Genomic DNA, 13392 nt, shown 5'->3' on the forward strand with positions numbered 1-13392 from the left:
ATTTAAATTCTGGAGTAGTATTCCAAAATTGATGAAATATCGCTTATGGCTTCGTCTGCATCTTCCTCTTTTATCGCTTGTTTTACACAATGTTCTAAATGTCCTTCTACAATTATGTGTCCGACTTTGTGTAATGCTGATTTAGATGCATTTATTTGCATTAATATCTGTTCACATGGAATGTCCTCATCAATCATGCGGTCGATTGCATTAATTTGGCCAATGATTTTTTTGAGTCGTCTATGTAAGTTTTCACTGTCCATACATTGTTTCATAATAACACTTCCTATACCTATGGGGGTATATGTTTGAATTAGTATATAAATATTTCGGAAAAAATAGTATGAAATTTGAAAAAATAAAATAAAAAAAGGAGGAAAAATTCAAGTCTATGCTTGATTTTCCATTTCTTCAAATTTAGCTGGGAAATATGTATCTACTACATATTCAAGCCCATATTTTGAGAAAGATTGCTGTTCTGCTTTCTTACCTATTTTAAGCATCTTTTTGATTTCAGTTTGCCAGAAATCGCCTTTATACCTTGGGTCTTTTGAAAGCTCTTTTAGTCTCATGACGTCAACATCCTTGAGTTTATCTGTAGGCAGATCGTAGTTGATGATGTCAGACGCTGTCACTCCAATGAATTTGGCGTCAGGAGTAGCTAATTGATGATTAACGTGAGCTAATTTTGCACTTCCGGAAATGATTACTTGTGCAATGTGGAATCCCCAAGGGTCTCCGTCGTTACAGATGTAGACTGGTAGGCCAAGTTCTTCATTAACTCTTTTAATGAACCTTCTTGTAGCACGGGCGGCTTGTCCTTTAAGCCCGACAATCAAGCAATTGAATCTTTTGTGAGCGTTTTCTTGCACTAGCCTGTGGAACATTCCCATTGTTTCCACCGCCAATACTTTATCAACATTGTAGTCCAAGAATTCTACTTGGTCGATTGTCGGTGAAATTGTATAACCTGATTTTCCCATTTTGGTTGCATTAACTTCGGTGCCTTCATCCAAGAGGGTGAGGTCACCGTAAACTGATGCTCCGTCTTCTTCTGGCATTAAACCCAATTCTTCACGGGTGGTTCCTAAAGTAACTTCCAAGTCCTCCCCAACAATGTTGGATTCTTGTTGTGTTTTGAAACTGATTCCCCAACCTTCGGAAACGTAATACATCTCCCTGATGGTTGCGGTTTTTTCTCTTGCAACCAAATCTTTACAGAAATTACCAACATAAACCATTTGACCTAATTTCCTGATTTGCTTTACATTTCCAAGGGATCTTCTTCCGAATCTATCACCTAATACGTAATATCTTTCAGCCGTATCGTAAATGATGTTTCCTGTACCTCTAGAAGGAACTTTAATGGATGGAACTTTATTTTTCTCAATGTCTTCAATAATTTCCTGTCCTAATCCTGTAAGTTTGTTAAGGGTGTATTCTTTTCTTTCATCTTTATGTGATTTACTACCTTTGGGTACTTTAGTCATCTAAATCACTACTCCTCAAATTCCTCTTCATCATCATCAATGAATTTGTCCAATGTTGAGTGACCTTCCTCAACAGCATGGCCGAATTCGTCAACTTCTTCCATGATGATTGCGTCAAGTTCTTCTTCTTCCTCTTCTTCTTCAACCTTTTCACCAAGCAGTTCCGCAAGAGCCCTTTTGGTTACTTTCGCTAAAACTTCCTGATATTCAGGAACTCCAGTTTCACCAAGCTTTGCAGCCTCTTCGATAATTACCGGAACATATTCTTCAAATACTTTTGAACGTTTCTCCTTTTCTTTAGCTGCTCTTTTAGCTCTTAAGTGCTTTTGGAGTTTACGAGCCAATTTCATGGTTGCTTGCCTTATTTCGTGAACTATTTCAGGTTCCGGTGATACACTTTGTTTTCCTGTTGAAAGGTAAGGTACCTGTGTGGAAATAATATTTACAAATAATGTTAATGGGGTATTGTCCATGTCTCTTAAACCATAACGTTTCCAATCAATACTTTTTAGCGCTTCGGTAATTGCACAACTTCCTGCATCGAAAGTCAATGGAACTCTGTTAGCAAATCTCATGATTTCTGATTTTCTCTGTTCCTTAACAACTCTTCCTGCATCTCCACCATAGGCAAGACCCGCTTCGATAATAAATGAGATACCGCCCGCATAAGTGACAGGTTTTCTTGTAATTGTAGTTACAAACTCCGGTTTTAGAATCTGTTTCATACCTTTTTCGATTTGATCAGATCCAATTGGTATGAGCCCGTCAGTTGGAGGGGCCATGAATTTCATTTTCTTAAAGCAGTGAACAATTGCTTCCGCTTCTGCGAATGTCATTGCTTTTGGACGTTTGTTCATGTCAATTCCGGTCATTTCAGCAATTTCATCCACTCTTTTGTTTGACATTCTGGACAATGAAGAAGTTAGCATGCTTTTGTATCTTCTTTTGTCGGTATTTTTAGCCATTGTCATTAAATCGTCAGCGCTTACACCTTTTGGGTGAGGCAATACTTCTTTTGGTTGTACTGGAACAATGTCTGCTGCTCTTTTGAAGATGTATTTGTGTCCTGAAGGATCCCTAAATGTGATTTTTGCATGAGGATTTCCAATCATTGTTCTTCTGATGTATTCAAAAGCGCCTTGTTCCGCAAGTGAGTATGACACGTCTTTAAATTGTAATTCAATGCAGACTCCAGTGCTTTCTGCAGGATAATCTTCTCTTTCCATTAGGATTCCACGGTTGTTTTCAACATCCATCTGGAACTTCATTTTCACTCCTTTAATTTCATCCCCTTCTTTATAACATGAAATTACGCGAGCCGGTTTACCGGTTGTCATTTGTGATAAAAGCACGCAACCACTACAACCTAAACCTTGTTGTCCTCTGGATTGGATGTTTCTGAATTTGGAACCTGCAAACATCATACAGTATACTTGCATTACATAGTCTTCAGGAATTCCAGGTCCGTTATCTTTATGTCTTAAAATATAATGCTCTTTATCGATACGTTTTAATTCTATGTCAATGTCAGGCAATATTCCTGCTTCTTCACATGCATCAAAACTGTTGGTAATTAATTCGTGAAATACGATTGTTAAAGTACGAATTTTACCGGTAAATCCAAGCATTTGCTTGTTTTTCCTAAAGAACTGTGATGGGGTTAATCTTTGAAAATCTTCTTCCCAATCAAGTCCCATTTCTTGCTCTTGAGCCAAAGTTTTTTCCTCCTTATAGTATTATGTTTAAATTTATTATGGTATAATATATTTAAATCAAGTGAGAGAGCATTTGATAAGTAATATTTTTACAGTACCCTATCTATCTTGTTTAAATATGTGGTAAAATAATAATTTAAAAACATGTAGAAAATATAGTATTTACACTACGTTATCTATATATGTTTGTTACAGTATATAAGGTTTTACTATATTTGCCATAATTTTTATAGTTATCTTTCATTAAAATTAATTTCAATATGTAATATTTGTCTGGTTTGGTCAAATGTATACTTAAATGTAATAACTTTCAAATTAGATTGGATTTAAAAATAAGTAAGTTTTAGGAGTGTTTGCTCCTAATAATCTTTTTCATCGAAGTCAATTCCATCTTTAAATTCGATTTTATCGTCTTCGATACCAACTAGATCCTTGAACTCTTTCATCTTTAAGGTTTCTTTTTTATGTTCTAAAAATCCGTAAACTGATTTGTGTCTGGATCCATTCAATATCATTTCAATGGCTTCTTTTGCAATCATGATGTTGTCCATTTCACCAATTAGGGAAACGGTCTTGCCGTAAACAGCCATATCCACTTCAGCCATTTCCATGATTATTTCACGGGTTTTGCCGTCTTTTCCAATAATTCTTCCTTTGTATCTTGCAAGAGCCTTTTTGGATTTTCCAATGTATAATGGTAAACTTATTACTTCTAGATAAATGTCATCGCTAACTAATTTAAGTGCAACTTCAGGGTTAAATCCACGGGCAACAGCTTTAACGATATGGTTTGCATTCCAAACCCCTAATGGATCTTCCATATCGTCTCTAGGTGTGATATAAACGGTACCATCATCACTATCAATATCTAATAGGGTTCCAGTTGATTTCTCAATGGATTTTTTAACTTCTCCATTGCTTCCAATCAATGCCCCTACTCTATTTTGAGGTATTTTTAAGTAATCTGTTTCCGGCATAATTTTCACCTTTTTTTAATTAGAACTAATTATAATTATTTAATTTCAAATCTTTAAATGTTTTTGTTAAAATTAATATTGTAACCTATATGTTTTAGATATTTTGTATGTAAATACTCAAAATTCCGGTGCAACATATTCCCAAATTTCCTTAAAACTGGTTTCAACACCAAGTTTGCTATATTCGCGAACAAGAGTGTTAATGTCTCTTTCAAGCAATTCTCTAGAGATTGGATTATCCAGAACTACAGACTGTGAGACATCGATAATCACGGGTTCTTCATTTAAATTTAAAATGTTATAGTTGGATAAATCCCCATGAACCAGTTTAGCTTCCCTTACAAACAGTTTGAGTTGAACCAGTAACTTATTGAAAAATTCATCTGGATTTTCAGGAGGGTGATTTCTGACAGGCTGTGCAGGATTTCCGTTTTCATCACCTATGAATTCGATTATCAGGACATTATTGGAACTTGTGTAGGGTTTTGGAACATTCACTCCAGCGTCATGTAATCTGGTTAAATTTTTGAATTCCTTTGTAACCCAGGAATAGATGATTTTCCGTTTGTTTTTGGTTTTGATGTTGAATCTCGGATCCCCTTTAAGATAGTAGTCCATCTTTTTAAAATCAGAAGTGGCTATCCGATAGATTTTAACGGCTACAAAGCTTTCATCATCTCTAATGCCTGTAAGCACATTGGCTTCCTTGCCGGTACTTATGGCACCATTCAAAACGTCAATGAATCCCTGATTTGCAAGTTTATATAGTGTTTCTAATGTTATCTTATCAAAAATTTCATTCCCGACCTTTCTCTCGGAACTGTCTTTTTTTCTTTTTCGGGAATGCAATTTTTCGTGAGCAGCATCGGCTTTTGCTATTTTGGAATCCATTTTATATCAAAAAAATAAGTAGTTAGACTACATTTTTAAGTAGCCTTTTCTTTCAAGCCAATTTGATTCGGTTTTGGTGTATCTCCAAATTACATCAGCTTTTTCATCAGATTGGAAATCCCATGGTTTAACAAGGATCACGTCTCCTTCACGAATCCAAATACGTTTTTTCATTTTTCCAGGGATTCTGGTCATTCGTATATTCCCATCAGCACAACGGACTTTTAATTTCCCATGTCCCATAATTTGTTCAACTACTCCAGGTATTTCGCCCTTTTTAGGGGTTCTTACCCTTCTGTACTCTTGTTGTTGGTTGTTATTAGGTTTTGACAAATACTCTCCTCCAAAAATAATAATACAATTTTCCACTAGATTAAATTATTTATATATTTATGAATATATTATATATTAATTTATTGGATTTTTAATAAAGGCGTTATTATGGGTACTGAATTTTTAAAAATTAAGGAATGTGATGAAGCGATTGATATTATCCAGGAGTTGTTTGACAAAAATTTGACTCCTCAAAGTGAAGAGATTGATGTCAGTGAAGCTTATGGAAGAATTTTATTCGAAGACGTTTACTCAAGAATGGATTTCCCGCCATTCGATAAGGCTTTAAAGGATGGTTTTGCAATTCTTGCAGAAGACAGTTTCGGAGCTTCTGAAGAATCACCGAATACATTGGAGATAATTGACTTTTTAGAAGCTGGAGCAACTACCGATAAAAAAGTTGAAAAGGGAAAATGCATTGAAATCAGTACCGGTGCGGCAATGCCGGAGGGTGCTGAAGCTGTTGTAATGGTTGAATATGCTGAAAAATTTGATGGAAAAGTGAATCTGTTTACAACTGCCACCCCTACACAGGATGTTGCTCGTAAAGGCTCTGATATTGAAGAGGGAAAATTAATCCTCAAAAAAGGCGACTTTTTGAATCCTGGAAAGATTGGAGTTTTGCTTTCACAGGGTTTTGAAACCATTGAAGTCTACAAGAGGCCGACAGTTGGTATAGTGTCTTCAGGAAATGAGATCACACTTCAGGGAGATGAGTTGGAATATGGAAAAATCTATGATGTTAACGGCGGAATGATTAAAAACGATGCGGTTTCCTGCGGCGCTGACGCTAAATTTTTAGGGGTCATGAGGGACGATTATGATGAGGTAAAGGAGATGATTACCAAATCATTGGAGGATGTTGACGTCCTGTTCTGCTCTGGAGGAACTTCAGCTGGTCTTGGAGATGTGCTGAAACATGTTTTAGATGAATTAGGTGAAGTTCACATTCATGGAATTTCAGTTCAGCCTGGAAAACCTACAATCGTTGGCGTTATTGAGGGTAAGATTGTCATTGGCCTTCCGGGAAATCCGGTTTCAGCCATAATGATATTCAACGCTTTTGTAGCAGAACCTTTGACTAAACTTGCAGGTATCGAAAAAGATTTCGAGTTAAAAACAGTTAAGGGAACAATGACTCGCAGAATTCATTCTCAAGTTGGAAGAATGCAATATCAGCTTGTTAAAGTTGATGAAGATGAAGTTCATCCAATTTTTAAAGATTCAGGAGCAATATTTTCACTTTCGACAGCAGATGGATATGTAAAGATTCCAAAATTGGTTGAGTTGCTTGAAGAGGGTGAAGAAGTAGAAGTCTTTTTATTTAATTAAAATTATAAATTAATGTGGTGTAATTATGGATTATGAAGTTAAAGTAATTCCAGAACAAAAATTAGGAGTTATCAATTGCAAGACTCCAATAGAAGATTTAGGTATATTTTTATCTATATTGATGGGTTGGGTTGATTCTGAAGAAATAGAAACTGAAGGCGACCCGTTCATTGTTTATTTCTCACCAAGACACGAAGTCAATGAAGGTGATGCGGTATACGATGTGAGCATTGCCATTAAACAGGATGCGGATGAAACCGATAGGATTCGTGTCGTTGACATGATCGAAAATAAGGTTTTAGCAGGAAAGCACTTCGGTTCAACAGATAATATCATGGATACCTATGCTGAATTGGTGGAAGTAGCGCAAACCAATAACTATGATATTATAGGATCACCTAAAGAGGTTCTAATCAAGGGTATCCACAACTGCGATGATGAAAATGAATTCATCACTGAAATTCAATTGCCTATTATTGAGATGTAGGTGTTAGGATGTCTAAAAAAGAAGAGATTGATTTTGATAAGGAATTGGAAAAGGTTGCTCGCACTTCTAATATCAATATTAGAAAATCAGAATATGCTTTTGAAAATCAATTGAAAAAATTGGATAAAGAAATTGATAATGCCATAAATGGCAAAATAAAAGAATTTGATGAAAGTAAGCAATTAACTTCTGATTATTTGTCTATCGAGTATAAAGATGATACAATCGATAGATATAGGAAAAAATTAAATAAAATTTAATTTTTCTTTTTTTAATTTTGGCCAACCACCCTTAAATCATGCACCAATAATTTAGGGATAATGAAAGAACCGTACTGTTTTATTTCCGTATTCAAACCTTCTACTTTTTTCATAATTTCAAAGATATTTCCAGAAATCATGGCCTTGTTAATTGGTTCTGTCAACTCTCCATTTTCTATTTTAAATGCATTGCTTGCTTCTACTGAAAAGTCTCCTGAAATTGGATTTGCAGTATGAGCTCCCAGGACACTTGTTGTTAGAACGCCTTTTTTGATTTCAGACAGTTCTCTTGACTCGGAAAATTTGAACTCCAGATTTGTTGGAGAAATCATCGGTGTTGTCAGATAGCTTCCCCTATGTCCGTTGGAGGTTGTCTTCGCGCCAACCTTGTTTGCAGTGTAAATATCATAGATAAATGAGTTTAGAACGCCATCCTTTATTAATTCAGTTTTCTGACTGGCGCTGCCTTCTCCATCGCATTTTGAGCTCAACATTCCTTTTTCTAAAAGGGGATCGTCAATGATGGTAAGGGTAGGATTTGCTGTTTCAAGTCCCATTTTATCTTTTAATATGGACCTGCCTCTTCTTACATTTTCACCATCAAAAGCTCCCATAAATGTTTGAAGAAGTCCTGTTGCAGCATAATAGTCTAAGACTACATCATAATCATTTGTTTCAATAGGCTTTGTGTCAAGGGATTTTTTAGCCAATTCGCACACGTCGCTAGCTAGTTTTTCACCGTCCAGATCGAAAAATCTTGATGATTGTGAGTTGTATGCGGTTGCAATTTGCCCTTCTTTTTGGATGGTTACGGATAAGCCAACGCCAAATCCGGTGCCTTCATTTTCTATTGAAACATCATTTGAGTTAATTATCAATGACCTTCCTTCACTTGCGGAAAATCCGGAGCCGGTAATTTCACATCCGCTATCGCTTGCTGTTGCGATTACATTCTTTAGAAATTCAACTGATTCATCAAGGTCCAAGTCGTTAAATTTTTTGTCATAGACTTTCTTGACATCAACCACCTTTTCAACTTCGGAAAAAGCGTAATTTGAATCCTGTTTGTTTAATCTTGTATTTTCAATAGCTTGGGTTCCGGTTTCTTCGATTTTATCCAGGTTTGATGTAAATGCAAAACCGATCTTATTGTCTTTGATGACTCTAATGCCGATTCCTTGCTCAATTTCTTCTTTTGCAAAGTTTAATTCATCCTGCTTTGAGTCGAGTTCTATTAATTCGGATTCCTCTATATAGATTTCGTAAGCATCACAATTATTTTCAACAGCTTTTTTTGCCTTTTCAGCTATTTCATATATCATACTATCCCTACAGTGCAAATTTTTCGATAGCTTCCGCCACGCCGTCGCCAAACATTTTTTCGCAAGCATAGGTGCTTATCTCTTTTAATTTGGCTTCGGCATTCCCAACAGCTATTTTGTATCCTGCTTCTTTTAGAAAGTCTTCATCGTTTTCGCTATCTCCGATAGCCATCACGTTTTCCATATTAATCCCATTTCTTTCGCATAGATATTTGAGTGAAGTTCCTTTATTCACTCTTTTATCGGTTACATGGAGTGCAAACCCGCTATCATATATTTCAAGTTCGTTTAAGTATTCAAAATCCTTTAGGGCATCTTCCAATTCTTCACGGGCAAGGGTTTTGTAGAATACTGTTTCTGTTAATCTATACATATTGTCATGGGATGCATGTGCATCGAATTTTTCAGCTAATTTTTCTTTTAGGTGATTTTCCGCTGATGTGACAAAGTCCCTGTCAACCATTGTTTCAACAGCATTGTTGTTTTCACCTTCTTTAAAGACAATGCCTCCATTTTCTGCAACAAGTCCTCCGCTACATCCGATAAGCACTTCAGTTGCATATGCATAATTCACGACATTTCCTGTGACTATTATGGTGGGGATTCCTGCTTTTTCTGCTTTTCTCAATGCTTCAATTGCTGAGATGCAGATTTGTCTTTTATCGTCAGTTATTGTTCCGTCGATGTCTACTGCTATTGCTTCTATTGTCATGTTATCCTCTTGAATATCTGTGTGCTATGTTGCAGGTTCCCTCTTTACTCACCATGCATGCGCCGATTGGATGTAGTGGATTGCATGCTTTTCTAAATAGCTTGCAGTCTTCGGGTCTTGCAAGTCCTCTTAGGATTGGTCCGCAGATGCAGCCTTTAGGTGCTTCATTAACGTCTTTCACTTCAATATCATATTTTTCACGGGCATTAAATTCTGAAAACTCATCCTTTATTTCTAGGATTGAGTTTGGTATTTTTGGAAATCCTCTCCATTCCCTTGAAGTCACGTCAAATACCTGTTTAATCATGTCTTGAGCTATGACATTTCCTTCTTCTTTAACTGCTCTTTTGTATTCATTTTCAATTTTCGGTGTTTCATTGTGAATTTGTCTTAAAATCATGTAAACGGACATTAATATGTCTAATGGGTTGAATCCTGCTACTGTTTGAGGTATTCCAAAGTCAGTTGAGAAGTATTCGAATGGTTTTGTCCCGATGATTGTGCAGACATGTCCTGGCTGTATTAATGCGTTTAGGCTTGTCTCTCCTGAATTAATTAAAAAGTCAATTGCCGGTGGAATCAGTCTGTGGCATGACAATACTGAGAAGTTTTCAGGCGGTGTCGCTAATAGTTCTGCGGCTGTTGTGGGTGCGGTTGTTTCGAATCCTGCAGATATGAATACCACATCATTGTCCTCTTTTTGCGCAATTTCAATGGCTCTGTTAATTCCATAAACGACCCTTACGTCTCCACCTTCTGCCTTAGCATCAGCAAGTGATCTTTCAGAACCCGGAACTCTTAACATGTCCCCAAAAGTTGTGATTGTAACTCCTTTGTCAATAAGCTCTAAAGCTTCATCAATTTCACGTGACGGTACAACGCATACTGGACATCCTGGGCCTGCAATTATTTCCACTTCCTCTGGAAGCAGGCTCCTGATTCCATTTTCCATTATAGTGTGTTCATGAGAGCCACAGACATGCATTATTTTAACGGGTGTGGCTAATTTGTTTATTCTATCTAAAAGTTCTTTTGACATATTTTTCATATTAACACCGAAGATTTAATATTATACATTCAATATAATATTTAGTATTAGGTTAATTATAGTTTATTATAATTGTATAGGGATTTATATGTTTAATAATAATATGATTTTAGTAGTTATTCCGGCAAGGGGCGGTTCTAAGGGAATCCCTCGTAAGAATTTGAGGCTGCTTAACAATAAGCCGCTCATTTCCTATGCAATTGAGACAGCAAAAGCCTCTCAATATGTTGATGATGTTGTTGTAACTACTGATGATTCTCAAATTGCATTGATAGCTGAAAAATTCGGAGCGAGTGTTGTCAGACGTTCTAAAGAACTGGCAACTGATGAAATTTCGCTTGATCCTGTTATTCATGATGCAATGATTCAAAAAGAAAAACAGGCTTTTGATGAATATGATATTATAATTACTTTACAGCCTACGTCTCCATTGATACAGTCTGAAACGTTGGATAAGGCTATTGAAAAATTTGAAGATTTTAGTTTGGATAGCGTAATTTCAGTTGTTGACGACAGGCATTTGAGTTGGGGATATGACGAGAACAACCATAGGTATTTCCCAAATTATATTGAACGTGTTGATAAAAAATCACTTCCGAAGTCATTTAGAGAAACAGGTGCTATTCTGGCAACAAGAAGAAACTTTGTTCATGTTGATTCACGGTTTGGCACTAACATTGACATCGTTGAGGTGTCCCGTGAGGAAAGTGTTAATATTGAAAACTATGAGGATTGGTGGATTGCAGAAAATTATTTGCAAAAGAAAAGAACAGCAATAGTTGTAAATGCCTCTGATGATATTGGAACAAGCCATATTAATAGATGTTTGTCTTTGGCTTCAAAATTAGTGTTCCATGATGTGCTGTTTTTAATTGACGAACATCACCAATTGGGCGTGGACATAGTGGATAAAAATAATTTTTCTTATAAAACTTATGAGGATGAAGGCGATTTGCTGAAATACTTAATTGAATATAATCCTCAGATTGTCATCAATGATATTTTAGACACTTCTGAAGAATATGTCTCCGCTTTGAAAAACGAAGGTTATTTTGTTGTCAATTTTGAAGATCTGGGTATGGGCAGCGCTATTGCCGATATTGTCTTTGATGACTTATATGAGCATGATTTGGGAGAACATAATGTGTTCACAGGTCATAAGTATTTCATTTTAAAGGATGAATTTTATTATCAGCCGCCTAAGATAATCACAAATAATGTTAACCGGGTTTTGATTGCTTTTGGCCAATTCGACTCAAATAATTTCACAGAAAAGGTCATTGATGCAATTCTAACTACTAATTATGAAGGAAGAATCGATGTAGTTTTAGGCTTGGATTATGAAGGCATTGAGGAACTTATTTCAAAATATGAATCCAATACATTGATTCAAATTTACAGGGATGTACCAAACTTCAGCGAATTTATTTTTAAAGCAGACCTTATTTTCACATCTCCTAATAAATCAATGTATGAAATCTGCTCAATGGGTGTGCCAACTATTTGTCTTTGTAAGGATGATAGGGACGTGTCACATGTATTTGCAAATAACAAGAACGGATTTATTAATTTAGGTCTTGGAGATGCCCTTGAAAGACAGGATGTTGTGGACGAATTTGTAAATGTAGTGAATGATTTTGATTTGAGGATGGAATTGCATAGGAAGATGTTGTCAATTGATTTGAAAAACGGGTTTGAAAATATTTTGGCAGTAATTGAAGAGGAATACCGCAAATTCGAATTTAATAAAGGTTTAAATCAGGTTTTATCATGAATATATTTAACAAAAAACCATTTCTGATTGCAAATATCAGTTTTAATTTTTATGATTTGGCAAAAAAAGAAAACATATCATATATGGATGCAGCAAAACTGTTAATTGATGATGCGCAATTATGCGGTGTGGATGCAGTCATATTTCATGCATACGACGTTGAAAAATTTATTTCACGTGATTCTCCATCTTTTTGGAATCTTTCTTTAGAAGAATCCGTGTCTCAATTTGAATTGTTTAATAAATATGGAAAATTTGGGATTGGAGAATATCGTAAATTAGCGCAGTATTGCAGTGAATTGGGTATTAAATTTTTATCTGAACCACTTGATTTTGAATCTGTTGACTTGTTGGATGATTTTGTAGATGTGTATAAGATTTCTTCATCTGATTTAACAAATATTCCTTTTGTTAAACATGTTGCTTCTAAAAACAAATCAATATTGCTTTCAACAGGTGGGGCTACTTTAATCGAAATTAAAAATGCAATCAATGCTATTGAAGATGTTTCCACTTCAAACATTGCCATTATGCATTCTATTTTATCTTATCCCACTGAATATAAGGATGCAAATTTGCTGATGATAAAAGACTTGGTGCAAAACTTTCCGGATTATGAAATTGGTTATGTCGATTATACAAAACCGGATAAAGACATGATGGTTTTAACAACTGCTTACAGTTATGGAGCCACTATTCTAGAAAAGCATTTCACTTTTGATAAAACATTAGGCGGATACTATAATACTTTTGCAATGGATCCTGATGATGTAATACATTTCAAAAATAATGCTCTATTTTTATCAAGGATTAATGGATTTACAAACAAGCAACCATTGATTTGCGAATCCTATGCAAGAAAAGAGATTAGAAAATCTATTGTTGCAAAAAGGGATATTAAAAAAGGGGAAACCATTAGCGAATCCGACATCTCATTTAAAAGACCGGGTAAGGGAATTTCTCCGGCTCAGATGGATGATGTGGTTGGTAAAATAGCTAACCGGAACATAGAAAAAAATACATTCATAGATTTTGGAATGTTGGATTAATA

The 13392-nt window shown here is 35.6% G+C and carries 14 protein-coding genes; 5 read left to right on the plus strand and 9 right to left on the minus strand.

What is annotated here, in order from left to right; all coding sequences use genetic code 11:
- Positions 1-2 precede the first annotated feature (2 nt).
- From IJE64_RS05245 to eif1A, 6 genes are all read right to left on the minus strand, one after another.
- A complete protein-coding gene (locus IJE64_RS05245; RefSeq protein ID WP_292783032.1) occupies positions 3-275 on the minus strand; it encodes a metal-sensing transcriptional repressor in 273 nt (90 codons plus the stop codon).
- Between the two features lie 114 nt (positions 276-389).
- Positions 390-1490, minus strand: coding sequence for a DNA topoisomerase IV subunit A (locus IJE64_RS05250; RefSeq protein ID WP_292783034.1), 1101 nt, complete (start codon positions 1488-1490; stop codon positions 390-392).
- Between the two features lie 8 nt (positions 1491-1498).
- The gene (gene top6B / locus IJE64_RS05255; RefSeq protein WP_292783268.1) at positions 1499-3187 is read right to left on the minus strand and encodes a DNA topoisomerase VI subunit B; all 1689 of its coding nucleotides are present in this window, start codon (positions 3185-3187) and stop codon (positions 1499-1501) included.
- Between the two features lie 377 nt (positions 3188-3564).
- On the minus strand, positions 3565-4182 hold the full coding sequence (locus IJE64_RS05260) for a KH domain-containing protein (protein WP_292783038.1): 618 nt from the start codon (positions 4180-4182) through the stop codon (positions 3565-3567).
- Positions 4183-4299: 117 nt separating this feature from the next.
- A complete protein-coding gene (locus IJE64_RS05265; RefSeq protein WP_292783040.1) occupies positions 4300-5073 on the minus strand; it encodes a serine protein kinase RIO in 774 nt (257 codons plus the stop codon).
- A gap of 27 nt (positions 5074-5100) precedes the next feature.
- Complete coding sequence (gene eif1A, locus IJE64_RS05270) at positions 5101-5442, minus strand: translation initiation factor eIF-1A (protein ID WP_292783042.1); 342 nt, start codon at positions 5440-5442, stop codon at positions 5101-5103.
- A gap of 72 nt (positions 5443-5514) precedes the next feature.
- On the opposite strand from eif1A, the gene glp reads away from it, so the two are divergent.
- Genes glp through IJE64_RS05285 form a run of 3 tightly spaced genes read left to right on the plus strand, consistent with a single transcriptional unit; the run spans position 5515 to position 7485 of the window.
- On the plus strand, positions 5515-6738 hold the full coding sequence (gene glp / locus IJE64_RS05275) for a gephyrin-like molybdotransferase Glp (protein ID WP_292783045.1): 1224 nt from the start codon (positions 5515-5517) through the stop codon (positions 6736-6738).
- A gap of 25 nt (positions 6739-6763) precedes the next feature.
- Positions 6764-7225 carry a GyrI-like domain-containing protein gene (locus IJE64_RS05280; RefSeq protein WP_292783048.1) on the plus strand — a complete coding sequence of 154 codons (462 nt, stop codon included), beginning with the start codon at positions 6764-6766 and terminating at the stop codon, positions 7223-7225.
- Between the two features lie 8 nt (positions 7226-7233).
- On the plus strand, positions 7234-7485 hold the full coding sequence (locus IJE64_RS05285) for a hypothetical protein (RefSeq protein WP_292783051.1): 252 nt from the start codon (positions 7234-7236) through the stop codon (positions 7483-7485).
- Positions 7486-7496: 11 nt separating this feature from the next.
- Here the strand turns inward: IJE64_RS05285 and IJE64_RS05290 are convergent, their stop codons facing one another.
- The 3 genes from IJE64_RS05290 to hypD are packed head-to-tail and all read right to left on the minus strand — an operon-like array spanning position 7497 to position 10567.
- The gene (locus tag IJE64_RS05290; protein WP_292783054.1) at positions 7497-8807 is read right to left on the minus strand and encodes a TldD/PmbA family protein; all 1311 of its coding nucleotides are present in this window, start codon (positions 8805-8807) and stop codon (positions 7497-7499) included.
- A 7-nt stretch (positions 8808-8814) separates the two neighbouring features.
- On the minus strand, positions 8815-9519 hold the full coding sequence (locus IJE64_RS05295) for a phosphoglycolate phosphatase (protein WP_292783056.1): 705 nt from the start codon (positions 9517-9519) through the stop codon (positions 8815-8817).
- A 1-nt stretch (position 9520) separates the two neighbouring features.
- Positions 9521-10567, minus strand: a complete 1047-nt coding sequence (gene hypD, locus IJE64_RS05300) for a hydrogenase formation protein HypD (protein ID WP_292783058.1) — start codon at positions 10565-10567, stop codon at positions 9521-9523.
- Positions 10568-10655: 88 nt separating this feature from the next.
- Between hypD and IJE64_RS05305 the strand changes: the two genes are divergently transcribed.
- On the plus strand, positions 10656-12341 hold the full coding sequence (locus tag IJE64_RS05305) for a cytidylyltransferase domain-containing protein (RefSeq protein ID WP_292783061.1): 1686 nt from the start codon (positions 10656-10658) through the stop codon (positions 12339-12341).
- Positions 12338-13390 carry an N-acetylneuraminate synthase family protein gene (locus tag IJE64_RS05310; protein ID WP_292783064.1) on the plus strand — a complete coding sequence of 351 codons (1053 nt, stop codon included), beginning with the start codon at positions 12338-12340 and terminating at the stop codon, positions 13388-13390. The genes IJE64_RS05305 and IJE64_RS05310 overlap by 4 nt, the downstream gene beginning before the upstream one ends.
- The last annotated feature ends 2 nt before the right edge of the window (positions 13391-13392 follow it).

It is taken from the genome of Methanobrevibacter sp. (genome assembly GCF_017409525.1).
In the GTDB taxonomy this organism is placed as follows: domain Archaea; phylum Methanobacteriota; class Methanobacteria; order Methanobacteriales; family Methanobacteriaceae; genus Methanocatella.

What these genes read in the sequence shown, in the direction of transcription:
- top6B (WP_292783268.1), bottom strand. Translation starts at nt 3,187, where the DNA reads ATGGGACTTGATTGGGAAGAAGATTTTCAAAGATTAACCCCATCACAG.
- IJE64_RS05280 (WP_292783048.1), top strand. Translation starts at nt 6,764, where the DNA reads ATGGATTATGAAGTTAAAGTAATTCCAGAACAAAAATTAGGAGTTATC.
- IJE64_RS05295 (WP_292783056.1), bottom strand. Translation starts at nt 9,519, where the DNA reads ATGACAATAGAAGCAATAGCAGTAGACATCGACGGAACAATAACTGAC.
- IJE64_RS05285 (WP_292783051.1), top strand. Translation starts at nt 7,234, where the DNA reads ATGTCTAAAAAAGAAGAGATTGATTTTGATAAGGAATTGGAAAAGGTT.
- IJE64_RS05260 (WP_292783038.1), bottom strand. Translation starts at nt 4,182, where the DNA reads ATGCCGGAAACAGATTACTTAAAAATACCTCAAAATAGAGTAGGGGCA.
- IJE64_RS05305 (WP_292783061.1), top strand. Translation starts at nt 10,656, where the DNA reads ATGTTTAATAATAATATGATTTTAGTAGTTATTCCGGCAAGGGGCGGT.
- hypD (WP_292783058.1), bottom strand. Translation starts at nt 10,567, where the DNA reads ATGAAAAATATGTCAAAAGAACTTTTAGATAGAATAAACAAATTAGCC.
- glp (WP_292783045.1), top strand. Translation starts at nt 5,515, where the DNA reads ATGGGTACTGAATTTTTAAAAATTAAGGAATGTGATGAAGCGATTGAT.
- IJE64_RS05265 (WP_292783040.1), bottom strand. Translation starts at nt 5,073, where the DNA reads ATGGATTCCAAAATAGCAAAAGCCGATGCTGCTCACGAAAAATTGCAT.
- IJE64_RS05250 (WP_292783034.1), bottom strand. Translation starts at nt 1,490, where the DNA reads ATGACTAAAGTACCCAAAGGTAGTAAATCACATAAAGATGAAAGAAAA.
- IJE64_RS05310 (WP_292783064.1), top strand. Translation starts at nt 12,338, where the DNA reads ATGAATATATTTAACAAAAAACCATTTCTGATTGCAAATATCAGTTTT.
- IJE64_RS05290 (WP_292783054.1), bottom strand. Translation starts at nt 8,807, where the DNA reads ATGATATATGAAATAGCTGAAAAGGCAAAAAAAGCTGTTGAAAATAAT.
- IJE64_RS05245 (WP_292783032.1), bottom strand. Translation starts at nt 275, where the DNA reads ATGAAACAATGTATGGACAGTGAAAACTTACATAGACGACTCAAAAAA.